Raw genomic sequence first — 25902 nt, forward strand, 5'->3', positions numbered from 1 at the left:
CCGACGCCACTCCGGTGCGCTCGGGGGCCGGCTAGTCCGACTTGGCCGAGGAGGCGCCGTTCGGCTGCTTCTTCTCCGGGGCCGGTGCCGGTGCCGGGGTCTCGGCCGGCGGCTCGCCCGCCTCGGCCTTCTCCCCGGCCGGCGGGTCGTCGAAGCTGGCCGGGACGCGCTTGAGGTGCTTCGTCATCGAGCGGACCAGGAACGCCACCGCGATGAGGAACAGGATCAGCACCAGGAAGCCCACCGGGGAGGACTTGCCGAAGTCCTCCCCCTGCCCGCCGTTGTCGCCGTTGCCCGGCTGCTGCGTCAGCACCAGCGCCGACGCGGTCACCGGAAGGGCCACGCCGGCCGGCAGCGTCAGACTCATGTGTTCACCTTCTCCTCGATGCCGATGCCGGCGAACAGGTCGTCCTCCGGCAACGTGCTGTCGACCTGCGACTTGACCAGCTCGTACTCCTCGGTCGGCCAGACGTCGCGCTGCATCTCCAGCGGTACGGCGAACCAGCGGCTGGTCGGGTCGATCTGCGTGGCGTGCGCCTTCAGCGCCTCGTCCCGCACCTCGAAGTATTCACCGCACTCGACGCGGGTCGTCACCCGCTCCATCACATCGGCCTTGTCCGGGTCCCACTTGGCCAGCCACTCGGTGTACGGCGACTCGAGCCCGGCCTCCTTCAGCGCGGAGTCGAAGGCCAGCATCCGGGCCCGCGAGAAGCCGTGCATGTAGTACAGCTTCAGCGGCTGCCACGGCTCGCCGGCGTCGGGGAAGCGGTCCGGGTCCGGCGCCGCGTCCCACGCCGCCATCGACACCTCGTGGGTGCGGATGTGGTCGGGGTGCGGGTAGCCGCCGTTCTCGTCGTAGGTGGTGATCACGTGCGGGCGGAACTCCCGGATCACGCGCACCAGCGCCTCGGTGGACTCCTCCAGCGGCACGACCGCGAACGACCCCTCCGGCACCGGCGGCAGCGGGTCGCCCTCCGGCAGGCCGGAGTCGACGAAGCCCAGCCAGTGCTGGCTCACGCCGAGGATCTTGGCCGCCCGGGCCATCTCCTCGCGGCGGATTTCGCTCATGTTGGCCAGCACCTCGGGCCGGTCCATGGCCGGGTTCAGGATGCTGCCTGCTTCGCCCCCGGTACACGTGACGACCAGCACTTCGTGCCCCTCGGCGGCGTAGCGCGCCATCGTGGCGGCGCCCTTGCTCGACTCGTCGTCGGGGTGCGCGTGCACGGCCATCATGCGCAGGCGCGGGTTGGCGGTGTTCCTCAGCTCGTCGGCGTCCACCATGCTCCGAACGACTCCCCTTCTGCCCTTATTCCGCGACCCACCTGCGGGCCGCCCACCCAGCGGGCGGATACTCGGGACGTACCCGCGTCACCATTGTCCCCACGGGTACGACAAGAACGAGCGGGAGGCCCGGGTTGGCAGGCGGACCGGCGGAAACGGCCGTCGGCAGCAGCGCGTCCACGCTGCCCGAAGGCCGGTACGGCACCCGGCGCGCGACGACGTCGCGACGCTGGCGCCGCTGGCTGTTCCTGGCCATCGCCCTGCTGGTCAGCGGCCTGATCGCGTGGGTCGCGTACGTGAACCTCGGCTCGGCGCCGATCGACGCCGAGCGCATCGCGTTCAGCGAGAAACCGGGCAACGCGATGGAAATCACCCTCAACGTCACCCGGGACGACGACAGCAGGCCGGGTGTGTGCGTCGTCCGCGCCCGCGACAAGACCGGCGCCGAGAGCGGCCGCAAAGAGCTCCTGATCCCCGCCGGCGCGAGGTACAACCGGATCAGCACGACGATCAAGAGCATCGGGGAACCGGTGACCGCCGACGTCTTCGGCTGCTCGTACGACATACCACGCTATCTGTCAACCCCATAGCGGCCAACGGGGTGAACCGCGCGCTCAACGCCCAGGGTGCGGGGAAATAACGGGCGTCGACCTCTCGCGCCGTGATACTCTGAGCCCTCAGCACGGCCCGCGACGGGCCGTGTTTTTCCTTTATCTCAGCCACGCGGGCACCTAGGCCCGCGTGGGCCGGCTTGAACACGCAAGCCTGGCAGGCCCGACGAGGAGATGGTGACCGTGAGCGACACCAAGGTGACCTGGCTCACCCAGGATGCCTACGACCGGCTCAAGCACGAGCTCGACGAAATGATCGAGAATCGGCCGGTCATCGCCGCGCGCATCAACGACAGCCGCGAAGAAGGCGACCTCAAGGAGAACGGCGGCTACCACGCCGCCCGCGAGGAACAGGGCCAGGCCGAGGCGCGCATCCGGCACCTGCAGGAGCTGCTGCGGTCGGCCAAGGTCGGCGAGAAGCCCGCGAACGACGGCACCGCCGGCCCCGGCAAGGTGCTCACCGTCCGGTACGAGGGTGACGACGAGGACGAGAAGTTCCTGCTCGCCACCCGCGAGGAGGGCGCCGAGGGCGAGCTCGACGTCTACTCCCCGGAGTCGCCGCTGGGCAAGGCCCTGCTCGGCGCCAAGGAGGGCGAGTCCCGCGAGTACGAGCTGCCCAACGGCAAGGTCCAGAAAGTGACGCTCGTCAAGGCGGTTCCCTACACCGACGCCTGACCACCGCGGCTAGCGTGTCCTCCCAGGATCCACATTCTGGGAGGACAAAGCTGTGAGCACGGAACCGATGTGCCAGGCCTGCGGCATGCAGTACGCCGCGGCCCGCGAGAACTGCCCGATCTGCGAGGACGAACGCCAGTACGTCCCGCAGTCCGGGCAGCAGTGGACGAACCTTTCCGCGCTCCGCGAAAGTGGCACGTACACCCCGCGCATCGAGGAGCAGGGCCCCGGCATCGTCGGCGTCGGCTCGAACCCCGGCTTCGCGATCGGGCAGCGGGCCCTGCTGGTGCGGGCCCGCTCGGGCAACTTCCTCTGGGACTGCGCGGCGTACCTCGACGACGCGCTGGCGGCGCAGGTCCGCGACCTGGGCGGGATCACCGGCATCGCGATCAGCCACCCGCACTACTACACGACGATGGTCGAGTGGGCGCGCGCCTTCGACGTCCCGGTCTACGTGCACGAAGCCGACCAGCAGTGGATCGGCCGGCCCAACCCCGCGGTGAAGCTGTGGTCCGGCACGACCCTGGACGTCGCCGACGACCTGCGGCTGATCAACCTCGGCGTGCACTTCGCCGGCGGCACGGTGCTGCACTGGCCGGACGGCGAGGAAGGCCGCGGCGCGCTGCTGTCCGGCGACATCGTGCAGGTCATCCCGGACCGCACGCACGTCGGCTTCATGTACAGCTACCCGAACCTGGTCCCGGAGCGCCCGCACATCGTGCGCCGCGCGGCGGAGCTGCTGGCGGGGTACCGCTTCGAGGCGATCTACGGCGCCTGGTGGGACGCGATCGTGCGCACCGACGGCTTCGAGGTCGTCCAGCGCTCGGCCAAGCGCTACCTGGCCCACGTCGCCGACGAAGCCTGACCGCGCCCTTCCCCCGATAAGCCCCGCCCCCAGGTGGGCACTTTCACGTGAAAGTGCCCACCTGGTCAGCCGCGGGCGGTCCGCTCCTGCGGGGGCGGGCCCGCGGCGGCACCGGGGCCGGCCGCCCGGCGCGGTGTCGCGGCCGCCATTCGCACTCGGTCGGCGCGGTGCGGCGAGGCCGCCTTCGAGCCTCGCGCCGCTTGGCGCGGCGCGGCGAACGTCCGCCCGGGCACGGACCGCGCAAGCCGCCGGGCGCATGCCCGCCCGGCTCGTTCCGACGGCTGGCCCCGGCGCACAGCGGCGAGCGCCACCCCCGCGGCGGCACCGGCGTCGGCCGCCCGAGCCGACCCGGCGGACCCCCGCCGACCGGCTGCGCGGCCTGCCTCCCGCATGTCGTGCGGAGTCAGCCCCGCGCGGTCCGCTCCAGCAGGGGGCGGACCCGCGGCGGCACCGGGGTCGACAACGCGATCGACGTCGACGTCCGCAGCACGTCGGGGACGCCGACCACGTTGTCGATCACCCGTTGCAGGTCGTCGTTGCCGCGCGCGACCATCCGGACGAACAGGTCGCCCTGGCCGGTCGTCGCGTGGACTTCGCAGACCTCGTCGATCGCCGCCAGGGCCTCCGCGACCTCCGTGCGGCGGCCCTGCGCGATCTCCAGCACCGCGAACGCCGTCAGGCCGTAGCCCATCGCCGCCAGGTCCAGCTCCGGCGGGAAACCGCCGAGGATGCCGCGCTCGGTCAGGCGGTCCAGGCGGGCCTGGACCGTGCCGCGGGCGACGCCCAGCCGGCGCGCGCACTCCAGCACCCCCAGGCGCGGCGAGTCGGTGAGCAACAGCAGCAGGCGCGCATCCAGCGCATCCAGGTTCTCCGGCATACGCAGATTGTCCACGATGACGGCCGATACCCCGCAGCCACTGGTCATCTTGTCCAGCGAAAACTGACACCATTGCGCATCTTGCCTCACAGGGATGATCCTTCGAGGTATGACCCAGACTGCCGAACCCCAGGGTGCACTCGACGACGTCAGCTACGACCAGCTGCGTCAGCTCGTCGGGCTCGTCGACCACGACGCCTCGACCGACCCGTTCCCGGTCAAGGCCATGGACGCGGTGGTGTTCATCGCCGGCAACGCCACCCAGACCGCCTGGTACTACCAGATCGCGTTCGGGATGCAGCTCGTCGCGTACTCCGGTCCCGAGACCGGCGTCTACGACCGCAAGTCCTACGTGCTGAAGTCCGGCTCGGCCCGGTTCGTCATCACCGGCGGCGTGAAGCCGGACTCGCCGCTGCTGGACCACCACCGCAAGCACGGCGACGGCGTCATCGACCTGGCGCTGGAGACCACCGACGTCGACAAGTGCGTCGAGCACGCCCGCGCGCAAGGCGCGACCATCCTCGAGGAGCCGCACGACGTCTCCGACGAGCACGGCACCGTGCGCGTCGCCGCGATCGCGACCTACGGCGAAACCCGCCACTCGCTGGTCGACCGGTCGCGCTACAACGGTGTCTACCTGCCCGGCTACGAGCCGCGCGAGAGCACGGTCAAGCGGCCGGAAGGCGCGCCGAAGCGGCTGTTCCAGGCCGTCGACCACTGCGTCGGCAACGTCGAGCTCGGCAAGATGGACTACTGGGTCGACTGGTACCACCGCGTCATGGGCTTCGTGAACATGGCGGAGTTCGTCGGCGACGACATCGCGACCGAGTACTCGGCGCTGATGAGCAAGGTCGTCTCGAACGGCAACCACCGGGTCAAGTTCCCGCTGAACGAGCCCGCCGTGGCGAAGAAGAAGTCGCAGATCGACGAGTACCTCGAGTTCTACGACGGTGCCGGCTGCCAGCACATCGCGCTGGCCACCAACGACATCATCGCCACGGTCACCGCGATGCGCGCCGCCGGCGTCGAGTTCCTCGACACCCCGGACTCCTACTACGACGACCCCGAGCTGCGCGCCCGGATCGGCAATGTCCGCGTGCCGATCGAGACGCTCAAGGAGCACAGCATCCTGGTCGACCGCGACGAGGACGGCTACCTGCTGCAGATCTTCACGAAGCCGATCGGCGACCGCCCGACCGTCTTCTACGAGCTGATCGAGCGGCACGGCTCGCTCGGCTTCGGCAAGGGCAACTTCAAGGCGCTGTTCGAAGCGATCGAGCGTGAACAGGAGCGCCGCGGCAACCTCTGACACATCTCGGCGAAGGCCACCATCGGGAACCTGCGGGTCCCCTATGGTGGCCTTTGACGTGAATCGGGAACCGAGGGCGGCCCGGATCCGTCAGTGTGGGGAAGCAGAGAGAAGGGGCCGTGATGCCGGACAGCATCGACGCCAGCGACGCGATGATCGACAACTGGACCAAGCGGCTCGAGGAGAACGCCGCCCGGTACCAGGCGCTGGCCGATCGCATGCAGGGCCAGACGGTCACCGAGCGGTCGAAGGACGGCACCGTCCAGGTGACCGTCGACTCGCGCGGGCTGCTCAAGAACCTCGTGATCGCGGAGACCGCGGCGGGCAAGCGGATGGCCGAGGTGTCCGCGCAGGTGATGCAGCTGGTGCAGCGGGCGCAGGCGCGGATTCCCGAGCTGCTGCAGCAGGCCATGACCGAGACCACCGGCACCGGCGACCAGGCCGCGGCCGAGATCGTCCGCGAGGCGCAGAGCACGTTCCCGGAGCCGCCGCCCGAGCCGGAGCCCGCGTTCCCGGAACCCGACCGCGTCCGCCGGTTCCTGCCGGAGGACACCGAGGAGCCGCCGCCCGCGGCGCCGCGGACCCCGCCGCCGCCACCCCGCCGTCGCCGCCCGGGTGGCGACGAGGACGACGACGACTTCGGCGGACCGATTCTTTCCTGAGGGGGAACCGATGACGGATGTGGAACTCAGCACCGACCTGACGGCGCACGCGCAGCAGCTCGACGCCATCGGTGACGGGCTGCAGCAGGCCGTCGACGCGGCGACCCAGGTGAGCATGCCGACCGACGCGTACGGCATCCTCTGCCAGCCGTTCCGGATGCTGCTCGACCCGGTGGAGCAGTACGGGATCGATGCGCTCAAGGACGCCGTGCAGGCGATGACGGCCGTCTCCGGCAAGGTGCGCGAGGCCGCGGCGGCCTACCACAAGTACGAAGGCGGCGTCGCCGACGACCTGAACAAGTCCGTGGACGGTGCCTGATGCCGGACGGGAACCCGCTCGTCGTCGACGCCAAGAAGGACCCGGACGGGCCCGGCGCGTTCACCGCGGGCAACGGCGACTACGGCTGGGCCGGCGGCATCGGCATCGCCGAGTCGTCGATGGACGCGTTCAACGGCATCAAGGACGGCGACTGGGTTTCCGGTGGCCTCGGCATGCTGTCGCTGGCCGGCGAAATCGCCGGCGCGGCGATCGACCCGTTCGGGTACCTGATGTCGTCGGTGGCGTCGTTCCTGATGGAGCACGTGCAGCCGCTGAAGGACATGCTCGACTCCGTGGCGGGCAACCCGCCGGTGATCCAGTCCTATGCGGACACTTGGGGCAACGTCTCGAAGGCGCTCGGCGAGCGCAAGACGGACTTCGACAACGCGGTCAAGAACGGCACGACGGGCTGGACCGGCGCGGGCGCGGACGCCTACCGCAAGTTCGCGGCGGAGCATTCGGACGCGCTGTCGGGCGCGGCGACGGTCGCGGGCGCGATCAGCACGGTCACGATGATCATGGGCCAGGTGGTGTCGTTCGTCCGCGAGACGGTGCGGCAGCTGATCGCGGACCTGGTCGGCAAGCTGATCTCGTGGGTGATGGAGGAGGTCTTCAGCCTCGGCTTCGGCACGCCGGTCGTGGTGGCGCAGGCGTCGGCGGCCATCGCCAAGTGGGGCAAGAAGATCGGCGAGCTGCTCAAGAAGCTGACCGACACGATCCGGAAAGTGTCGCCGCTGCTGTCGAAGCTGGTGGACCTGTTCGAGAAGATCGCGAAGGTCTTCGGGAAGGTCCTGGGCAAGGTCAGCGGGCTCGACGGGCTGAAGGTCAAGGAAGGCGGCTTCGTCCACAAGATCCCGAAGGAGGGCGGCGGGGTCCACACACGCGCCCACGGGGAAGGCGGTTCCTCCGGCGAGGGTGACACCCCGGACGGCGGTCATGCGGACGGGGACTCGCCATCGCACTCGGGCGACGGAGAGGGTTCGCCGGACGGCAGTCCTTCGGCGGGCCGCTCGGGCGACAACGGCGGGTCCACCACCCGGTCCGGGGACGGCAGTTCTCCGGCGGGACGCGGCGGGGACAGCTCACCGTCGCACGTCGGCGACGACAGTCCGGCGCCGGCCCACACGGGAGACGGCGTCGGGGACAGCGGGCCTTCGCCGACCCGCTCGCCGTCGCATTCCGGCGACACCGGCGCCTCGCCCACCAGGGCGGGAGACAACAGCCCGTCGCACGTCGGCGACAGCGGTCCCGCGCCCACCCGGGGCGCGGATGGCTCGCCGTCGCACGTCGGCGACAGTGGCCCCGCACCCACCCGGGGCGCGGATGGCTCGCCGTCGCACGTCGGCGACAGTGGCCCCGCACCCACCCGGGGCGCGGATGGCTCGCCGTCGCACGTCAGCGACAGTGGACCCGCGCCCACCAGGAGCGGCGACAGCTCGCCGTCGCACACCGGCGCCTCGCCCGCCAGGGCGGGAGACAGCAGCCCGTCGCACGTCAGCGACAGTGGACCCGCGCCCACCAGGGGCGGGGACGGCTCACCGTCGCATCCGGGCGACACCAGCCCCTCGCCGACCAGGTCGCCGTCGCAGGTCGGCGACAGTGGTGCGGCTCCCGCGCACTCCGGGTCGTCGCCCGGTGCCCGGACCGATGGGCCCGGGGCGCACTCCGGTGGCGATACCCCGAGCAGTGCCGCGGCGCCGCGAACCGATGGCTCCACCACGGCCAGCGGGACCGCCCCCACCGCTCCGCGGACCGGTGAGCCCGGCACTTCCGTGCCGTCGCCGCGCGGGGGTGGCGACGGTGTTCCGCCGCAGGGCGGACAGCCGGCGATGGGCGGCATGCCGCCCGGCGGTGGCGCTCCCGGCGGTGGCGGTGGTGGTCTCGGCGGCGGTTCCCCGCGCTCCGGCGGCGCGGGTGGCGGCTGGACCGGCACCCCGGGCAGCCCCGGGGCCGCCACCCCGCACGTCGACGCCCCCGCACGGCCCCGCCCCGGCGGTGACCTGCCCGGCGGGCGCCCACGCACGCCCGACGCGCCCGCCCCGGCGGCCCGCGGGTACGGCCCCGGCACGTCCGCGCCCAGCCGCCCCGGGCCCGATACCCACGGCGCCGGCACCCGCCCGGGCACTTCCGCGCCCGGCCGCCCCGGGCCCGACCCCCATGGCGCAGGCGCCCGGCCGGGCGGCTCCGCACCCGGCCCGGACACCCGCCCGGCCGGTTCCGGACCCGGCCACCCCGACAACCACGGCCCCGGCCACCCCGGCAGCACCGCATCCGACACCCACGGCCCCGACACCCCGGGACACACCCCGCACGACGGCACGCCCCCGGACCCCGACGCGCCGACCCCGCACGACCCCCTCCCCCCGGACGAGGTCAACGCCCGGCACGCCGAAAGCACCCCCGCGGGCAGCTCCTACCACGCCGGCGACCCCGACATGGGCGACCTGCCGCACCGGGTGCAGCCCGACCCGGACGGCCGCTACACCGTCGACGTGCACGTCACGCCCGATGGCCACGCCCGGATCGGGGACCGCCTCTACACGCCCGAGGAGTTCGCGGACGTCCTGCGCCGCAACGCCGGCTACGACGGCCGGCCGGTCCGGCTGATCGGGTGTGACGCCGGCTCGAACGACTTCGCGCACCGGCTGTCGCGTGAACTCGACACCGAAGTCCTCGCGCCCAGCAAGCCCGCGTGGACCGACTCGCACGGGCGGGTTTTCTCGTCCGACTACGAAATCGGGCCCGACGGGAAGATGCGGCCGCGGATCCCGCCGGACGGCGAGTGGAGCGTGCACCACCCCGACGGCTCCACGCACGCCGCCGGGGACAGCGGGTTCGCGCCCGACACCCGGCACCACGATCCGTACGACGTCGACGCCGACAGCGCCCGGCACCGCGGGGACGACGACACCCGGCAGCGCCACAACCCCGCGCCCGACGCGGACCCCGACGCGCCGCGGCACGTTCCCAGGGACCGGAACCCGCTGTCGGAGCAGCAGGAACACGACCTCACCGATCCGCAGCGGCAGGCCGAGGTCCGGCGGAACCCGCAGCACGGCACGGACTTCACCCCGACCGGCGGCGAGCACGTGCCGGTCGGGCCGGGCAGCACGCACCCCGACGCGCCGCGGCCGCCGCGCGCCGGGGAACGCTTCCCGACCGACCAGCCGCTGCAGCCGAACCGGTCGTACCAGGTGGTCGACGCCGCCGGGAACCCGCGCGGCACCTACCACACCGACGGCACCGGCCGGGTCACGCACATCGACACGTCCCACCCGAACGTGCCGCCGCGGATCCCCACCGGCCAGGCGGACCCGGCGTTCAAGCCGAACCCGGACTACCACCCGAACCCCGACGTCCGCCACCCCCACCCGGACACCACCTACCGGGTGGAGATCGACGGGCACCACCAGACCTTCCACACCGACGCGAACGGCGTGCCGCACCCCTCGGTGCAGTTCCACCGGCCGGACTTCGAGGGCCCGTCCGTCCCGATCAAGGCCGATGACCCGCGCGCGCCCGGACCGAAGAGCTCGTTCGCCGAGGGCGGTCCCTACGACCCGCACACCAAGTACGAGGTCGTCGACAAGAAGGGCGTCCACCGCGGCACCTTCTACACCGACGCCGAGGGACACGTGCGGTGGGCGGAGGTCGACTCGGGCCGGATCGCGCGGACCAACCCGGACTGGAAGGGCATCGACAACCCGAAGTTCGTCCCGCGCGACGCCGAGATCCACCTGCGCCAGGGGATCGACCCGAAGGCGGAGGTGCCGGGGGAAGGGGTCCGGGACCCGGACCGGTTCCGCGGCGCGACGCAGCACGACGTCGACGTGCCCAAGGGCAAGTCCTTCCTGGACGCGCAGCCGAAGAACCCCGACGGCAGCCCGAAGCTCGAGCCGAACTCCAAGTACGTCGTGCACAGCGAATACAAGGACGGCGACAAGACGATCGACCACGCGCGGTCGGTGTACTGGACCGACGAGCACGGGCGGGTCGCGGTGGTCGAGACCTTCCGGCCGCACCACCCGGACCTCAACAACCCCGCGCCGAACATGGTCTACCACGTGGACGAGGGGCGGTTCACCTACCAGACCGGCCCCGAGGTCACCGGCGGCCCGGCCCAGACCGTGCACGGCCACTCGAGGAACCCGGAACTCGCGCCCGAGCACGAGTTCCTGCGGCGGGACGGCACGGCACAGGGCCAGTCGGGCCGGCTGGGCGCGGGCATGGGCCAGTACGACGGCGGGCACATCGCCGGCAACCAGTTCCGCGGCCCCGGCGAGCTGGTCAACATGATGTCCCAGTGGCGGCCGCAGAACCAGGGCTGGCCGAGCCAGGCCGGGCCCGACCACTGGTACGCGTTCGAATCCGACCTCGCCGAACACCTCCGGAAGGGCGGCGGGATCGACGGGATCGACGTGTTTCCGCTGCGGAACGACGGCGATCTGGTGCCGCACACCATCCAAGTACGGTGGGTCGAAGTGGACGCCGCCGGCAACCGGAGCGTCCACCTGCGCAGCTTCCCCAACACCCCGGCCGGGACGCCCTGATGCACCCGGCCGCGGCACCAGAAAGGACCGGCACTCATGCCTCGTGACGCCTCGCAGTGGCGGGAGCAGTCGCACGAAGTGGGCAACGCCCTCGTCGACGTCGCGCCGCCGGGATGGCGGCGGATCGACCTGGTGAGCCGGGTCAACGTCGACGTCCAGGACTTCGTGCTCACCGTGCTGCTGGCCGACGGCAGCACGGTCCCGGTCGCGGTGCCGGAGCGGGTTGTGCCCGCCGTGCGCCGCATGCGCGACGCGTTCTACGTGCCGGGCGAGGGCACCTGGTTCTCGATGCGGTACATGATCGACCCGCCCGGGCGCATCCAGACGCTGTTCAACCTGGACTGGGACCCGCACTGGACACCCGCGATCGACCCGGCGGGCTGGGTGCGCGACCTCGGCGCGTACCCACGCGACGCGGAGAACATCCAGCCCTGGCTGCGCGCGCGGCTCGCCGAAGCCGGCCGTCCGGTGCCCGAAGACGTCCCGGTCGCGCGGCCACGGCCGCCGCTGGCACCGCCGGACCAGAACTGGTACTGGGACCAGATCGCGAACATCGTCGCGCTGTCCGTGCCGGCGGACTGGACGCAGGTGATGCTGACCTACCGGGCGATCGGCGGGTACACCGAGCTGCCGGTGATGGTCCGCCGGGCCACCGACGGCGGCCTGTACCTGTGGGAGCCGCCGCGGGAGGTCGCCGAGCTGCTGGCCGAGCTGCGGGCCGCGATGTACCACGACGGCCGGGGGACCTGGTTCCAGGCCGTCGCGCACGTCGGGCAGGACTCGAGCGTCGAGTACACCTACACGTGGGACGACGAGCCGGCGTGGGACGGGCCGCGGCCGGTGGCCGAGTTCGCCCGTGAGCTCGCGCAGTTCCCCCGGACCGGAGAGGCGCTGCCGGACTGGCTGGCCGAAGTGACCGGCCCCGCGGCGACGCCGTCCGCCGCGGCGGATCCGGAAACGGCGACCAAGGAAGCCCTGCGCGCGGCCGAGGACGCGGCGGCCGAGCTGGAGATTCCCCCGGCCCGCTACCGGATCGGCGAGGTCGCCGACGGCGCCTGGTGCCTGGTGCGCGAGGGCGACGGCTGGGCGGTTTTCCTGGCCAGGGGCGACGACCGCCTCGAAGCGGCGACCTTCCCGGCGGCAGCCGCGGCCGTCCGCTACTTCGTGGGGCACCTTTACCTGAACCGCGCCGGGCTGCGCGGCGAACTGCCGCCGGACGCCAAGCGTCCCACCGCGGACTGGCCGATCCAGCCCGCCGGCGGGGACGCCGGCCTGCAGATGTACGGCGGGAAACGGCTGGTCACCCTGCCGCCGGGGACGGAACTGGACCGCTACGGCGCCCCCACCGGTAACACGGCGTACGCCGCCCGGACCGAGTGGCCCCACCGTTCGGAACCCGACGAAGTCCGCGAGTGGGCGTACCACGTGTACCGCCTGCGCCGGCCCGTACGCGCGGTCACCGGGACCGTCATCTCCTGGTACGACCAGCCCGGTGGCGGGACCGCCTACGTGCTGGAGCGGCCCTTCGCCGACCTCCTGGCCGACGGCGCCGCCGAAGAGGTCCCGCAGGCGACCACGCGGCCGCCGTCGCCGGAGCAGGGCTGAGCCATGACCACACCGCCGGTGCCGCTGAGCCCGGACCAGCAGCAACAGCTCGTCAACCGGATCGGGCACGGGCTGGCGTCGATGGCGCCGCCCGGCACCTGGCGGCAGATCCGGACCGAGTACCGGGCGGTCGGCAGGCACATCGAGGCCGACGTCGTCGTCACGGGACAGGACGGCGTGCCCCGCGCGGTCCAGCCGCCCGCGGAGCTGCTCCAGCTCCTGGGTGCGTTGCGCACGGGCATGTACCGGCCGGGCGCCGGGACCTGGCTGGGCGCGGTGCTGACCGTGGACCCCGTTCACGGCGTCGGCGCGGACTTCGTGTTCGACCGGGAACCGCAGTGGCGGCGCACGCCACCGCCGATCGGCTTCCAGGACGAGCTGCGCGCCTTCCCGCGCGCCGACCAGCACGTCCCGGCGTGGATGCGCCGGCGGGCCGCGGGCCCGGCGCCGACGCCGGAAGGGATCCGGACACCCCGCATCCACGACGGCGTCGACGCGGCGGGCCGTCCGCTGGTCCGGCGGCCGCCGTTGCCGCCGGCCGAGCTCGAGCCGGTGCTCGCCTACCTGGACGCGGCCCCGGTGATCCTGGCGTCCCGCAGCAACGGGCCCGACGCGTTCGACCCGGCGCGCACGGACGCGGTGCCGCTGAACTTCCGCACGGACGGCATCTGGGCGTGGCCCGGCGCGGTCGCGTACTACCTGCGGGAGCACGGCGTGCCGCCGGACCCGGAGCTGGTCGCCCACCTCCGCGCCCGGCGCTTCGCCGCCCCGGCCGAGGTCACCGAGGCGGCCAAAGACCTCGCCCTGGCCGCGATCACCGCGAGTTAGACGACTGTGTAACCCGCGTTCGTCAGCGCGACCTCGACGTCCTTGCAGTGCTCCGGCCCCCGGGTCTCCAGTGCCAGCACGACGTCGGCCTCGCCGAGGTCGAGGCTGCCGGAGATGCGGGAATGCTCGACGTCGAGCACGTTCGCGCCCAGCTCGCTGACGCACTTCAGCACGCCGACCAGGGAGCCCGGGCGGTCCGGGACGCGCAGGTGGAGGCGCAGGTAGCGGCCGCCCGCCGTCATGCCGTGCTGGATGATCTGGAGCAGCAGCACCGGGTCGACGTTGCCGCCGGAGAGGATGGCCACCACCGGGGGCTCGAAGACGCCCGGGTGCTGCAGGAGCGCGGCGACCGTCGCCGCGCCGGCCGGCTCGACCACCAGCTTCCGGCGTTCCAGGCAGAGCAGCACGGCCCGGGACAACGACTGCTCGGTCACCGTGACGACGTCGTCGACCAGGGCTTCGACGTGGGCGAAGCTGACCAGGCCGGGCTCGCCGACGGCGATGCCGTCCGCCATGGTGGCCGTCTGGCTCAGCCGGACCGGCGCGCCCGCGGCCAGCGACGGCGGGTACGCCGCGGCTTCCTCGGCCTGGACGCCGACGACGCGGACGTCCGGGCGCAGCGCCTTCACCGCCGACGCGACCCCGCCGGCCAGCCCGCCGCCGCCGGTGGCGACCAGGATGGTCTTCACGCCCGGCACCTGCTCGAGGATCTCGAGGCCGACCGTGCCCTGGCCGGCGATCACGTCGGGGTGGTCGAAGGGGTGGATGAACACCGCGCCGGTGCGCTCGCCGAACTCGATGGCGGCGTGGAGCGTCTCCTCCAGAAGGGCGCCGTGGAGGTGGACCTCGGCGCCGTAACCGCGGGTGGCGGCCAGCTTCGGCAGCGGCGCCCGCAGCGGCATGAAGACCGTGGACTTGGCGCCGAGCAGCGACGAGGCCAGCGCGACGCCCTGCGCGTGGTTGCCGGCGCTGGCCGCGACGACGCCCCGCTCGCGTTCGGCCGCCGTCAGGCCGTGGATGCGGGTGTAGGCGCCGCGGATCTTGAACGACCCCGTCCGCTGCAGATTTTCGCACTTCAGGTACACCGGACCGCCGTGGAGCCGGCGCAGGTCGCGCGCGTGCTCCATCGGCGTCACCCGGGTCACTCCTTTGAGGAGTTCCCGGGCGGCCTGGATCCGCTCGAGGGTGACGAGTTCCATGGGCCGGACTATGCCACTCAGGAACTCCACAGGTTGACCGGACCGAGAGCCGGGTACCCTGGGTCGCGTCAACACGCGGTAAACAAGGAGCAACCATGGCACCGGGGAACGACGCGAAAACGGCCCGACGGGCTCGCGCCACCCGCTCCGCCGGCCTGCTCCCCCTGGTGATCGGGGTGGCTTCGGCGGCCGCGCTCACCGGAGCGGCGTACTTCACCGTGGACAGCGCGAGCTGCGGCGCCCCGGCCCAGTACATCCGCCACGACAGCCACGTCGAGCTGGTCGGCGGCTGCGTCGACGGCTCGAGCCTGCCGGCCACCCGCGGCCCGGCCACCGGCGGCGTCGTGCACGGCAACTACAACCCCTGACCAGGGGAGTTACCCCGGTGTGCCCAGGGCACACGAAAGTGCCTTCTTCCGCGGTTTCCGCCGGTCGCCGATGATCACCCCATGACCACCGTCTACGAACCCGGCCGCGGTCCCGGGCCGGCCAAGCCGTCCGAGGACGCCGTGCGCCGCCTGCTGGGCGAGCACAACCTCGGTGCGCTGGCCACCGTCAACCGCGCGGGCCACCCGCACCTGTCCACGGTCGCCTACGCCTGGGACCCGGACGAGCGCGTGGTGCGGATCGGGTCCGCGGCGGGACGCGCGAAGGTTCGCCAGCTCGCGAACAACCCGCGCGCTTCGCTCTACGTCAGCAGTGCCGACCACCTGGCGTTCGCGGTCGCGGAGGGCGTGGCGGAGGTGTCGCCGGTCAGTTCGGTGCCCGGCGACGAAACCGGCCGGGCTCTGCTCGCCATGCAGGCGCCGTTCGCCGACGCGCAAGACGAAGCCGCGTTCCTGCGGAACATGGTCGAGGACCGCCGCGTGGTGATCACGCTCCGGGTGGACCGGCTCTACGGCGGCGGCCTCGACGTGGGTGCCTGAGGCTCAGCCCAGCGCGGCCAGCAGGTCCGCGACCAGGTCGCGGCCGTCCTCGATGCCGACCGACAGGCGGAGGAGGTCGGCCGGGACCTGGAGGGTCGAACCCGCCGTGGCCGCGTGGGTCATCTTGCCCGGGTGCTCGAGCAGCGACTCGACGCCGCCGAGCGACTCGGCGAGGATGAACAGCTTCGTGCGCGAAGCGACCTCCAGCGCGGCCTGCTCGCCGTCCACGTGGCTGAAGGAGACCATCCCGCCGAAGCGGCGCATCTGCTTCGCCGCCGTCTCGTGGCCCGGGTGCTCCGGCAGGCCCGGGTAGTAGACCTTGGCCACCTTGGGGTGCTTGACCAGTGCCTGGACGATCTTCTCGGCGTTGTCGCTGTGACGCTCCATGCGCAGGGCCAGCGTCTTGAGGCCGCGCAGCGTCAGCCACGCGTCGAAGGGGCCCGGCACCGCGCCGGCGGCGTTGCGCAGGAAGAAGAACTGCTCGCGCAGCTCGTCTTCGTTCGTGACGATCGCGCCGCCGACGACGTCGGCGTGGCCGCCGAGGTACTTCGTCGTCGAGTGCAGGACGATGTCCGCGCCGAGCGCGAGCGGGTTCTGCAGGTACGGCGTCGCGAAGGTGTTGTCGACCACCAGGCGGGCGCCGGCGTCGTGCGCGACGCCGGCCAGCGCCGCGATGTCGGCGATGCCGAGCATCGGGTTGGTCGGCGACTCGCACCAGATCAGCTTCGTCTCGGGGCGGATGGCCGCGCGCACCTCGTCGAGGTTCGCCAGGTCGGCGACGGTGTGCTCGACGCCCCACAGGCTGAGCACCTTGTCGATCAGGCGGAACGTGCCGCCGTAGGCGTCGTTGCCGAGCACGAGGTGGTCACCGGGGCGCAGGGTACTGCGCAGCACCACGTCGGAGGCCGCCATGCCGGAGGCGAAGGCCAGCGCGTGCCGGCCGCCTTCCAGCGAGGCCAGCGCCTCCTCCAGCGCCGAGCGGGTCGGGTTCGCGGTGCGCGAGTACTCGTAGTCGCCCTCGCGGGTCCCGCCCACGCCGTCCTGGGCGTAGGTCGAGGTCTGGTAGATCGGCACGATCACCGCGCCGGTGCGGGGGTCAGGCTTCTGACCGGCATGGATCGCGCGCGTCTCGAAGCCCAGTACGGAGTAGTCGTCCACCATTGGTCAAGCGTACGGCGCGGCCCCGGCATTCCCGTCAGGTGGGACGGATCTCAGTTCCGCGTCCACCGGCGGGTGACCGGCAGGAGGGTGAGCACCAGGATCGCCACGAACGGCAGGGCGACGACGACCCGGCGCAGCACCAGCTGCTCGATCCCCGTCGGGCCGCCCGCGACGAAGTAGATGCGCTGGTGGAGCAGCACGGTGCCGACGATCGGCGCGACCAGGCCGAGCACCGCGCCGATCAGCGTCAGGGCCCGGCCCAGCTCCGTGCGGGCGAGCAGCAGGGTCCCACCGAGCAGGAGCACCAGGCCGACGAAGGCGTCGGTGACCTGGCTGGGGATCAGCAGCGGTTCCTGGCTCAAGCCCACCCAGCCGAACATGAAGACACCCGCCACGAACCACAGCCCGCCGAGCAGGGCGAGCACCCCGGCGACGACGGCGGTCGCGGCCCGGGGCTCCGGCGGGGCTGCGACGGCCACTCACCAGCTCCGCGAGGAGTAGGCGCCTTGGCCGGACAGGACGGGCAGCGTGGACGTGCGGTACCGCAGGTAGCGGAACGTCGGCGGCAGGAACGCCAGCACCAGCACGAGCACGGCCAGCGCGGCCAGGCCGACTCGATCGGCCATGGCGAGCCCGCCGTGGGTGAACATCGCGTCGGCGAACCGGGCCGGCGGCACGCCCACCGACAGCGGCTCGGTGAGCAGGGCACCGATGGCCAGCAGCGCACCCAGGCCGAGCAGGACCGCCCCCGCCGTCGCGCGGAACAGCGTCGCCAGCGAACCGAGCAGCAGCACGAGTCCCGCCACGACGTAGCCGGCAAGGTCCACCAGCACCCACCCCGGCAGCGCGCCGAGGCTGAATTCCGCCGGCATGTCGAGGAAGATCTTCACCGGCACGTATCCCGCGGCGACCGCGGCCGGAAATCCGAGCACGCCGGCGAGGACCGCCGTTACGCCGGATGGCCGAGTCGATGAATACGAATGCGAATGCGACACCGGGTGGCCGTACGTACCGGTCACAACTCCCCCATCAGCCGAGCACGGGACAACGGCGCTCACCCTAGTCGGAATAACGGGGGACAGACCGGAAAAAGAACGGAATTCGGCCGGACGGCGGAACCCAAGATCATTTTTGTGCGGTAACGGCAGAAATCATGTCACGCGATCACGGCGGAGCCACTACTGGCCGTTCATTGTCCATTTCGGACCATTGCGCGACCGGCCCGGAAATGCAGCGTGCCCCGGAGCCGATTCGGGCTCCGGGGCACGGGTGCGTGGATCAGGTCACCACTGCTGCTGTTGCGGCGGCTGGCCGGGCTGGCCGAACCCGCCGCTCGGCGGGCCCTGCTGGCCCGGCGGCTGGCCCCAGCCCTGCGGCGGCTGCCCCGGCTGCTGCGGGTAGCCGTGCGGCGGCTGGCCCGGCTGGCCGTAGCCGCCCGGCTGCTGCGGCGGCTGCCCCGGCTGCGGGAAGCCACCGCTCGACGGCTGCGGGAACCCGCCGCTGGCCGGGTTGTGCCCGCCCGGCTGGCCGTAGCCACCGGGCTGCTGCCCGTAGCCCTGCGGCGGCTGACCCGGCTGGCCGTAACCGCCCGGCTGGTGCTGCTGCTGCCCGAACCCGCCCGGCTGACCGGGCTGGCCCGGCTGGCCGTAACCGCCCGGCTGCTGCTGGCCACCGAAACCCTGCGGCGGTCCGCCGAAGCCCTGCGGCCCGCCCGGCGCGGCCCCGCCGCCACCGAGGCCGACGAACTGCGCGGTGGCCGGGATCAGCGCGAGCACACCCACGATCAGGATGAGCACGCCGAGGATCAGCGGCGGGAGGCCGAGGCCGAAAGTGTCCTTCTCGGACGCCGAAGCCTGCGCGAGCGTCTCGGCGTTCGGCGTGATGCCGATCTTGAGCAGCAGTGCGAAGAGCGTGAGCAGCGCACCGCCCGCGACGACGGCGATCGGGACGAACTTCCGGATCCCGCCGAGCCGGCCGGCGAGGGCCAGGCCGACGCCGCCGGCCAGGGAGACCAGCGCGCCCAGCAGGATCATGATCACGTAGAACCAGACCGTGCCCGGGCCGACGATCCCGGCCGCGTCGAGCGCCCGGTCGATCGCCTCCTCGTTCGGAGCGCGGTCGAAGAACGCCGAGTAGCGGCTCGCGTCGCCCATGTAGACGAACGCGTAGATCAGCGCGATCAGGGCCAGCAGCGCGACCACGCCACCGGCGATGTAGCCGAAGAGCTGCCGGTTGCCGCCCGGCGCCGGTGCGCCGAACTGCGGCGGCTGACCGCCGAAGCCACCCTGCTGCGGACCGCCGAACCCGGGACCGCCGAAGCCCTGCGGCGGCTGGCCGAAGCCCGGCTGCTGGCCGAACCCGCCCTGCTGGCCAGGCTGGCCCGGCTGCCCGAACCCGCCCGGCTGCTGGCCGTAACCACCCGGCTGGCCGAACGCCGCGCCCGGGTTGTCGGCCGCGCTCGGCGGCGGGGTGTAGGGGATCGCCGGCGGCTGGGAGCCCGGGGGCACCAGCTGCGTCGAGTCCGCGACCGGCGCGTCACCGCCGCCGGCCGGGTTCACCATCTGGGTCGCGTTCGCGTCGAACGGCGGCATCGCCTGGGTCGCGCCCGCCCCGCCGTCACCCGGCTGGGCCGGCTGGACGACCTGGGTCGGCTCCGGCGTCTCCCCGAACGGCGAGCCGCCCTCCTGGTGGGCGGGCTGCACGACCTGGGTCGGCTCCGGGCTGCCGAACGGGTTGTCCTGCTGCGGCTGGGGGCCACTCGGCGGGCCCTGAGGTGGCTGGCCGCCACCCCACGGCTGGTTCGGTGGCTGCGGTGCACTCATGTGGGTCTTGAACCCCCTTGACGAGGACGCGAAAGTTCTGTACTCGCGCTCACGCTATCGGATCACCCGGCCGGGCGCTCGTAACGGCCCGGCCGGGTTCGCCGATCAAGTACTTTCACAGCTCCTGCTCAGCGACCGGCGAGGAAGCCCAGCAGGTCGTGCCGGGTGACGACCCCGGCGGGCTTGCCGTCGACCAGCACGAGCGCGCCGTCCGCGCCTTCCAGTGCCGTCATCGCGGCGCTCACCTGCTCGCCGCCGCCGATCGTCGGCAGCGGCGGGGACATGTGCTGCTCGAGCCGGTCGGCCAGCTGCGCCTTGCCGGTGAACAGGGCGTCGAGCAGATCGCGCTCGTTGACGGCGCCGACGACCTCGGCGGCCATCACCGGCGGCTCCGCGCTGACGACGGGCATCTGGCTGACGCCGAACTCGGAGAGGATCGCGATGGCCTCGGCGACCGTCTCGTTCGGGTGCGAGTGCACCAGGGCCGGCAGGTGCCCGCTCTTCTTGGTCAGCACGTCGGCGACCGTGGCGCCGGAGGAGTCGGGCGGCAGGAAGCCGTAGGAGGACATCCAGGTGTCGTTGAACACCTTCGTCATGTAGCCGCGGCCGCCGTCGGGCAGCAGCACGACCACGACGTCGTCCTCGGTGAGCCGCTCGGCGAGCTTGAGCGCGGCGGCGACGGCCATCCCGCAGGAGCCGCCGACGAGCAGGCCCTCCTCGAGCGCGAGCCGCCGGGTGATCTGGAACGAGTCGGCGTCGGAGACCGGGATGATCTCGTCGGCGATCGTGCGGTCGTAGGTGTCCGGCCAGAAGTCCTCGCCGACGCCTTCGACCAGGTACGGGCGCCCGCTGCCGCCGGAGTAGACCGAGCCTTCGGGGTCGGCGCCGATCACCTGCACGCGGCCGTCGCTGGCCTCCTTGAGGTACTTGCCGGTGCCCGAAATCGTGCCGCCGGTGCCGACGCCGGCGACGAAGTGCGTGATCCTGCCCTCGGTCTGCGTCCACAGCTCGGGGCCGGTGGAGAGGTAGTGGCTCTCCGGGTTCTGCGGGTTGGCGTACTGGTTGGGCTTCCAGGCGCCGTCGATCTCGCGGACCAGGCGGTCGGAGACGTTGTAGTAGGAGTCCGGGTGCTCGGGCGCGACCGCCGTCGGGCACACCACGACCCGGGCGCCGTAGGCCTTGAGCACGTTGCGCTTGTCCTCGCTGACCTTGTCCGGGCAGACGAAGACGCACTGGTAGCCCTTGCGCTGCGCGACCATGGCCAGCCCGACACCGGTGTTGCCGGACGTCGGCTCGACGATCGTGCCGCCGGGGCGCAGCTCACCGGAGGCTTCGGCGGCCTCGATCATGCGCAGCGCGATGCGGTCCTTGACCGAGCCACCCGGGTTCAGGTACTCGACCTTGGCCAGCACGAGCGGCTTGAGCCCCTTGGTCAACGAGTTCAGCTTGACCAGCGGGGTGTTGCCCACGAGGTCTGCGATGTGCTCTGCATACTCCACGACCGCCAGCCTACTGTGCCGATCGTTGCCGATCCGGCCACAGTCACGGCCGCATGGCTCTCAAGCGCAGGTCACCTGCCGCCCGGCGGGGCGGCCTGCTTTTGGCCGGATCGGCAACCAGCTGACCGCCGGACTTGTCCAATCGTGCGCGATCGAGCCCGGGCGGACTCCGGGTGCGCGTCGGCGATACGGGGCAGTGAGCGCGAGGTCGGGCCGTCCGGCCCGGACCTCAGGCGGCCACCAAGCCGCTCGTCCGCGCCGGTTCCGGCCCGAGGGCCGCTGCACACTGAGCCGTCACGCCGTCCCGGAGGTCCCGCCCGGCGCTGCTGACCCGGGGGCAGCCCGTCCGAATGGCCTTGGACAGCCAGTAGGCGGCCCGAGTGGTAATCATCGCCAGTTCACCTCCCGCGTGGCATGGCGACCTTTCTTCCGTTGCGACGATCCTATCGGGCCGCCGGTTCCCCGGGTTCGTCCTTTCGTGTCAATTCCATCCAGCCGGGCTCGGCCGCGTCCGGCCGTTCTTCCCAGCCCGACGGCCAGGTCCGGGCGAAGCCCTGCTTGGCCTTCGCACCCGCGAGCCGCGCGGCCGACTTGGTGCCGAAATTGGCGGGACCTGCGAAAACGGCGCCATTGAAAGACTCGCAGCCACCGGTGAAAACCGTCCCGCGGAAATCGGCGCGGTCGTCGAAACGGGCCCGGTTGAAAACGGCCTTGGTGCGGAATTCGGTGCCGCGGAACGCCGCCAGTTCGGAGAACACCGTGCGGTGGCAGCTGATCGACCGGATCGAACAGTGTGTGAGCGTCAGGCCGACGAGGTGCGCCCCCGAGAAGTCGAGGTCGATGTCCGGCCAAAAAGCCTCGCCGGGCTGGTCCGCCGATGGGGCGCGCAGGTGCAGCAGCAGGATGCGCTGGGCGGTCTTGCGGACCTGCAGCTCCTCGAGATCGTGTTCAGGGTCGCCGAAGGGCATCCGGAGGTAGGCGCACAGCACGTTGACGATGGTCTGCCGGTGCTCGGCGTACCCGCCGGCGAGCCGTTCGAGGGCGTACAGGCCGGCGAGCCGGACCGGGGCCTTGTCGCTGCCGAGCTGGTCGGCGGCCTTGCCGTAGATCTCGGTGACGCGGCGTTCGGTGGCGTCGTGGTCCTTCTGCACCAGGTCCAGCTCGGCCGAGCGCTGCCGCCGCGCGGCGAGCAGCAGGGCGGCGGCCCCGCCGGTGCCGACGACGATGTTGGCGGCGGTCTTCAGCGCGTCCAGCCGGGCGGAGTCCTCCGGGCGACCCCCGCCCAGCAGCGTCAGCAGCAGCGTGGCGGCGACCGCGGCCACCACGAGCAGGCCGGCTCCCCACAGCAGGATCGTCCTGGTCCGCAGCACCCGTTCGAGGTCGTTCGGCACGTCATCGGATCATTCCACGTGTTGCCTTGGTCGCGTTCGGCTTTGACCCGGGCGGCGTACCCGGCAGTATGGTGAGCAACTGCTTAGCTCGCGATACGAGGATGTGTCACGTCATGCCTGAAGCCGTCATCGTCTCCACCGCGCGCTCGCCGATCGGGCGCGCCAACAAGGGCTCGCTGGTCAGCATGCGGCCCGACGACCTGACCGTGCAGATGATCCAGGCGGCACTGGCCAAGGTGCCGCAGCTGGACCCGGCCGACATCGACGACCTGATGCTGGGCTGCGGCCTGCCGGGCGGCGAGTCCGGGTTCAACATGGGCCGCGCGGTCGCCGTCGAACTGGGCTACGACCACCTGCCGGGCTGCACCATCACCCGGTACTGCTCCTCCAGCCTGCAGACCACCCGGATGGCGTTCCACGCGATCAAGGCCGGCGAGGGCGACGTCTTCATCTCGGCCGGCGTCGAGACCGTCTCGCGGTTCGGCAAGGGCAGCTCGGACTCCTGGCCCGACACGCACAACCCGCTGTTCGCCGACGCCGAAGCCCGCACCAAGGCGACCGCGGAGTCCGGCACCGACACCTGGACCGACCCGCGCACCGGAGGCGACGTCCCGGACGTCTACATCGCGATGGGCCAGACCGCGGAGAACCTGGCGCGCCTGAAGGGCGTCACGCGCGAGGAGATGGACGAGTTCGGCGTCCGCTCGCAGAACCTGGCCGAGAAGGCCATCGCGGACGGCTTCTGGGCCAAGGACATCACCCCGGTGACACTGCCGGACGGCACGGTCGTCTCGAAGGACGACGGCCCGCGCGCCGGCGTGACCCTCGAAGGCGTCTCCGGCCTGAAGCCGGTGTTCCGCCCGGACGGCCGGGTCACGGCGGGCAACTGCTGCGCGCTCAACGACGGCGCGGCGGCGCTGGTCGTCATGTCCGACACGAAGGCGCGTGAGCTGGGCCTGACGCCGCTGGCACGGATCGTCTCCACCGGCGTCACCGGGCTTTCGCCGGAGATCATGGGCTACGGCCCGGTCGAGGCGTCCAAGCAGGCGCTGTCCCGCGCGGGCCTGTCGATCGGCGACATCGACCTGGTCGAGATCAACGAAGCGTTCGCCGCGCAGGTCATCCCGTCCTACCGGGACCTGGGCATCGACCTGGACCGCCTGAACGTCAACGGCGGCGCGATCGCGGTGGGCCACCCGTTCGGCATGACGGGGGCGCGCATCACGTCGACGCTGATCAACTCCCTGCAGCACCACGACAAGCAGTTCGGCCTCGAGACGATGTGCGTCGGCGGCGGCCAGGGCATGGCGATGATCATCGAGCGCCTTTCCTGACGTTGTGACGAAGAAGGCCCCCTCGCGCGGAGCGAGGGGGCCTTCTTCGTTGCCCGTGGTTACTCGTTCGTCTTGACGCACATCGTCGTGGCCGGCTCCGGGTACACCGCGACGCGCGTGGCGTCGGTGCCCTCGCAGACGTTCTTGTCGGCCTGGCCCGTCACGACCTTGACGAGCTCGCCGTCCTTGGTCGGGTCCGTGCACGGGACCTTCAGGTAGCCCTTGGTCTGGGACGTGAAGTTCGCCAGGCAGTCGCCCTGCTTCGCGTTGATCATCAGGCACAGCTTGTACGAGCTGCGGCCGCTCACCGAGTAGGTGTCGTAGCCGGCGTTGGAGCCGCCGGGGCAGTCGTCGGAGGCGCTGTCGAGCTTCTTGGCGATCTTGACGTTCGCCTTCGGGTCGTTGCAGTCGGCCTTCGCCGGGTCGTCGCCGCCCTGGGTGAACTCGGTGATGGTGAGGCAGTCACCGGCGTTCGAGGTGGCCGGCGACTTCATGAACGAGATGATCCCGATGACGACCAGTGCGATCACCACCACGGCGCCGATCCCGCCCACGATCAGGCCCTTGACCCGCGAGCGCTTCGGCGGGGCCGGCGGCGCGGGCGGGAAGCCCGGCTGGCCCGCCGGGAACTGCCCGGGCGGGAACTGGCCGGGCGGCGGACCGAACTGGCCGGGCTGACCCTGCGGCGCCTGGCCGTACGGGCCGGGCTGGCCGTACGGCTGCTGCGGCTGGCCGCCCGGAGGCGGACCGTAGGGATCGGGCTGACCCACCGGCTGCTGGCCCCCGGGGGCCGGAGGGGGAACGCTCACTGTGAACCTCACACATGTGAAGAGAAGAACCGACCGGGACATCAAACACGCAGGGTGAGCACGGTCTGCAGCGGGGTCCACAAATGCACGAATTACCCACAGAAAAGGCGCCCCGCCGGTTACGGAGCGCCTTCACTGCGGGACTGTGCGCAGATTACTCACGCAGGTACGAGAGCAGCCGCAGGATCTCCAGGTACAGCCAGACCAGCGTCGTCATCAAGCCGAAGGCGGTGTACCAGGCCCACTTCGACGGCAGGCCCTCGCGGATCATCCGGTCCGCCTGGTCGAAGTCGAGCAGGAAGCTGAAGGCCGCGATGCCGATGCAGAGGATGCTGAAGGCGATGGCGAGCGGGCTGCCGTCGCGCAGCGGGTTGAAGCCGAAGAACAGCGAGCTGATCAGGTTGAACAGCATCAGGATCGCGACACCGACGACGGCGCCGACGATCCACTTCGTCAGCTTCGGCGTGACCTTGACCGCGCCGGTCTTGTAGACCACCAGCATGCCGATGAACACGCCGACGGTGCCGATGATCGCCTGCAGCGCGATGCCCGGGTAGATCACCTCGAACACGCCGCTCAGCGCGCCGAGGAACAGGCCTTCGGCCGCCGAGTACGTCAGCGTCAGCGCGCCGCTGGGCTTCTGCCGGAAGATGATCACGAGCGAGACGACGAGCCCGACGACCAGGCCGCCGATCATCGCGCCGACGAGCGCGCCGGACAGCTTGCCGGTTTCGGCCAGCTGGACCTGCGCCCAGATCGCCGTGATCACCCCGAACAGCAGCGCGGTACCGAGGGACAGGCCGGTCTTGACGACGACGTCGTCGACCGTCATCGGGCGATCGCCCTCGCCGGAGGTGGCCCGGCCGGGGCCGTACCCGGGCACGCCGCCCTGGGGTTGGTTGAAGCCCACCGGGGGGCCGTACTGCCCGTAAGTCTGGGTTCCGCCGCCGGGCAGGTTGCGGAACGCCGGGTTGCTACTGGAACGCACCTGATCCTCCTGGATCTGCTGCTTCGTTTTTCGTCGCTGCATCGGGTCCAACGACCGCCGGGGACCAGCGGTTCCCGTCGAGTAAAGAACACTTTACCTGCCGGTGGCCCACCGACCTCGATCGACACAGTAAGCGACGCAGGTCACGACCGTTCGGCGACAGCCACCCGAAGAGCGGTACACAGTTTTGC

At 71.8% G+C, this 25902-nt stretch carries 24 protein-coding genes; 12 read left to right on the forward strand and 12 right to left on the reverse strand.

Annotated elements, in window-relative coordinates; translation table 11 throughout:
• Nucleotides 1-31: 31 nt before the first annotated feature.
• Complete coding sequence (locus AB0M93_RS20430; protein WP_364275618.1) at nucleotides 32-367, reverse strand: hypothetical protein; 336 nt, start codon at nucleotides 365-367, stop codon at nucleotides 32-34.
• Nucleotides 364-1281, reverse strand: coding sequence for a mycothiol conjugate amidase Mca (gene mca / locus AB0M93_RS20435; RefSeq protein WP_364275620.1), 918 nt, complete (start codon nucleotides 1279-1281; stop codon nucleotides 364-366). Before mca ends, AB0M93_RS20430 begins: the two co-directional genes overlap by 4 nt.
• Before the next feature lie 134 nt (nucleotides 1282-1415).
• Here mca and AB0M93_RS20440 point away from each other — a divergent pair, with 134 nt between their 5' ends.
• The 3 genes from AB0M93_RS20440 (at nucleotide 1416) to AB0M93_RS20450 (ending at nucleotide 3432) form a co-directional block, all read left to right on the forward strand.
• Nucleotides 1416-1871, forward strand: a complete 456-nt coding sequence (locus tag AB0M93_RS20440) for a DUF4307 domain-containing protein (protein ID WP_364275622.1) — start codon at nucleotides 1416-1418, stop codon at nucleotides 1869-1871.
• Nucleotides 1872-2066: 195 nt separating this feature from the next.
• Complete coding sequence (gene greA / locus AB0M93_RS20445; protein ID WP_364275624.1) at nucleotides 2067-2567, forward strand: transcription elongation factor GreA; 501 nt, start codon at nucleotides 2067-2069, stop codon at nucleotides 2565-2567.
• Between the two features lie 52 nt (nucleotides 2568-2619).
• Nucleotides 2620-3432, forward strand: coding sequence for an MBL fold metallo-hydrolase (locus tag AB0M93_RS20450; RefSeq protein ID WP_364275626.1), 813 nt, complete (start codon nucleotides 2620-2622; stop codon nucleotides 3430-3432).
• A 403-nt stretch (nucleotides 3433-3835) separates the two neighbouring features.
• On the opposite strand, the gene AB0M93_RS20455 is transcribed toward AB0M93_RS20450, so the two are convergent.
• A complete protein-coding gene (locus tag AB0M93_RS20455; RefSeq protein ID WP_364275628.1) occupies nucleotides 3836-4309 on the reverse strand; it encodes an Lrp/AsnC family transcriptional regulator in 474 nt (157 codons plus the stop codon).
• Nucleotides 4310-4418: 109 nt separating this feature from the next.
• Between AB0M93_RS20455 and hppD the strand changes: the two genes are divergently transcribed.
• The 6 genes from hppD (at nucleotide 4419) to AB0M93_RS20485 (ending at nucleotide 13582) form a co-directional block, all read left to right on the forward strand.
• Complete coding sequence (hppD, locus tag AB0M93_RS20460; protein WP_364275630.1) at nucleotides 4419-5618, forward strand: 4-hydroxyphenylpyruvate dioxygenase; 1200 nt, start codon at nucleotides 4419-4421, stop codon at nucleotides 5616-5618.
• 122 nt (nucleotides 5619-5740) lie between these two features.
• Nucleotides 5741-6280, forward strand: a complete 540-nt coding sequence (locus tag AB0M93_RS20465; RefSeq protein WP_364275632.1) for a YbaB/EbfC family nucleoid-associated protein — start codon at nucleotides 5741-5743, stop codon at nucleotides 6278-6280.
• 10 nt (nucleotides 6281-6290) lie between these two features.
• Entirely contained in the window at nucleotides 6291-6599 is a 309-nt protein-coding gene (locus tag AB0M93_RS20470; RefSeq protein WP_364275634.1) for a type VII secretion target, read from the forward strand.
• Nucleotides 6599-11149: a hypothetical protein gene (locus tag AB0M93_RS20475; protein ID WP_364275636.1), complete on the forward strand. Its 4551-nt coding sequence runs from the start codon at nucleotides 6599-6601 to the stop codon at nucleotides 11147-11149. Before AB0M93_RS20470 ends, AB0M93_RS20475 begins: the two co-directional genes overlap by 1 nt.
• Before the next feature lie 36 nt (nucleotides 11150-11185).
• On the forward strand, nucleotides 11186-12754 hold the full coding sequence (locus AB0M93_RS20480) for a TNT domain-containing protein (protein ID WP_364275638.1): 1569 nt from the start codon (nucleotides 11186-11188) through the stop codon (nucleotides 12752-12754).
• A gap of 3 nt (nucleotides 12755-12757) precedes the next feature.
• Nucleotides 12758-13582, forward strand: a complete 825-nt coding sequence (locus tag AB0M93_RS20485; protein WP_364275640.1) for a ferredoxin — start codon at nucleotides 12758-12760, stop codon at nucleotides 13580-13582.
• Here AB0M93_RS20485 and ilvA read toward each other — a convergent pair.
• Complete coding sequence (ilvA, locus tag AB0M93_RS20490) at nucleotides 13579-14781, reverse strand: threonine ammonia-lyase (RefSeq protein ID WP_364275642.1); 1203 nt, start codon at nucleotides 14779-14781, stop codon at nucleotides 13579-13581. The genes AB0M93_RS20485 and ilvA overlap by 4 nt on opposite strands.
• A 95-nt stretch (nucleotides 14782-14876) precedes the next feature.
• On the opposite strand from ilvA, the gene AB0M93_RS20495 reads away from it, so the two are divergent.
• Together AB0M93_RS20495 and AB0M93_RS20500 are read left to right on the forward strand one after the other, a co-directional pair.
• Nucleotides 14877-15149, forward strand: coding sequence for a hypothetical protein (locus AB0M93_RS20495; RefSeq protein WP_364275644.1), 273 nt, complete (start codon nucleotides 14877-14879; stop codon nucleotides 15147-15149).
• An 81-nt stretch (nucleotides 15150-15230) separates the two neighbouring features.
• Nucleotides 15231-15707 (forward strand): TIGR03618 family F420-dependent PPOX class oxidoreductase, encoded by a 477-nt coding sequence (locus AB0M93_RS20500; RefSeq protein ID WP_364275646.1) that lies wholly within the window; start codon nucleotides 15231-15233, stop codon nucleotides 15705-15707.
• Between the two features lie 3 nt (nucleotides 15708-15710).
• Here AB0M93_RS20500 and AB0M93_RS20505 read toward each other — a convergent pair whose 3' ends face one another.
• The 6 genes from AB0M93_RS20505 to AB0M93_RS20530 form a co-directional block, all read right to left on the reverse strand.
• On the reverse strand, nucleotides 15711-16868 hold the full coding sequence (locus AB0M93_RS20505; RefSeq protein ID WP_364275648.1) for a cystathionine gamma-synthase: 1158 nt from the start codon (nucleotides 16866-16868) through the stop codon (nucleotides 15711-15713).
• Nucleotides 16869-16918: 50 nt separating this feature from the next.
• A complete protein-coding gene (locus tag AB0M93_RS20510; protein WP_364275650.1) occupies nucleotides 16919-17347 on the reverse strand; it encodes a hypothetical protein in 429 nt (142 codons plus the stop codon).
• Nucleotides 17348-17800, reverse strand: coding sequence for a hypothetical protein (locus tag AB0M93_RS20515; protein WP_364275652.1), 453 nt, complete (start codon nucleotides 17798-17800; stop codon nucleotides 17348-17350). It lies immediately after the preceding gene.
• Nucleotides 17801-18151: 351 nt separating this feature from the next.
• Complete coding sequence (locus AB0M93_RS20520; RefSeq protein ID WP_364275654.1) at nucleotides 18152-19690, reverse strand: hypothetical protein; 1539 nt, start codon at nucleotides 19688-19690, stop codon at nucleotides 18152-18154.
• 128 nt (nucleotides 19691-19818) lie between these two features.
• Entirely contained in the window at nucleotides 19819-21189 is a 1371-nt protein-coding gene (locus AB0M93_RS20525) for a cystathionine beta-synthase (RefSeq protein ID WP_364275656.1), read from the reverse strand.
• A 443-nt stretch (nucleotides 21190-21632) separates the two neighbouring features.
• Nucleotides 21633-22580 carry a pentapeptide repeat-containing protein gene (locus AB0M93_RS20530; protein ID WP_364275658.1) on the reverse strand — a complete coding sequence of 316 codons (948 nt, stop codon included), beginning with the start codon at nucleotides 22578-22580 and terminating at the stop codon, nucleotides 21633-21635.
• A 113-nt stretch (nucleotides 22581-22693) separates the two neighbouring features.
• Between AB0M93_RS20530 and AB0M93_RS20535 the strand changes: the two genes are divergently transcribed.
• Nucleotides 22694-23914, forward strand: coding sequence for an acetyl-CoA C-acetyltransferase (locus tag AB0M93_RS20535; protein ID WP_364275660.1), 1221 nt, complete (start codon nucleotides 22694-22696; stop codon nucleotides 23912-23914).
• Nucleotides 23915-23973: 59 nt separating this feature from the next.
• Here the strand turns inward: AB0M93_RS20535 and AB0M93_RS20540 are convergent, their stop codons facing one another.
• Complete coding sequence (locus AB0M93_RS20540; RefSeq protein WP_364275662.1) at nucleotides 23974-24723, reverse strand: hypothetical protein; 750 nt, start codon at nucleotides 24721-24723, stop codon at nucleotides 23974-23976.
• 154 nt (nucleotides 24724-24877) lie between these two features.
• The gene (locus AB0M93_RS20545; protein ID WP_364275664.1) at nucleotides 24878-25711 is read right to left on the reverse strand and encodes a Bax inhibitor-1/YccA family protein; all 834 of its coding nucleotides are present in this window, start codon (nucleotides 25709-25711) and stop codon (nucleotides 24878-24880) included.
• Between the last annotated feature and the right edge of the window lie 191 nt (nucleotides 25712-25902).

It is taken from the genome of Amycolatopsis sp. NPDC051102 (assembly GCF_040682815.1).
Classification (GTDB): domain Bacteria; phylum Actinomycetota; class Actinomycetes; order Mycobacteriales; family Pseudonocardiaceae; genus Amycolatopsis.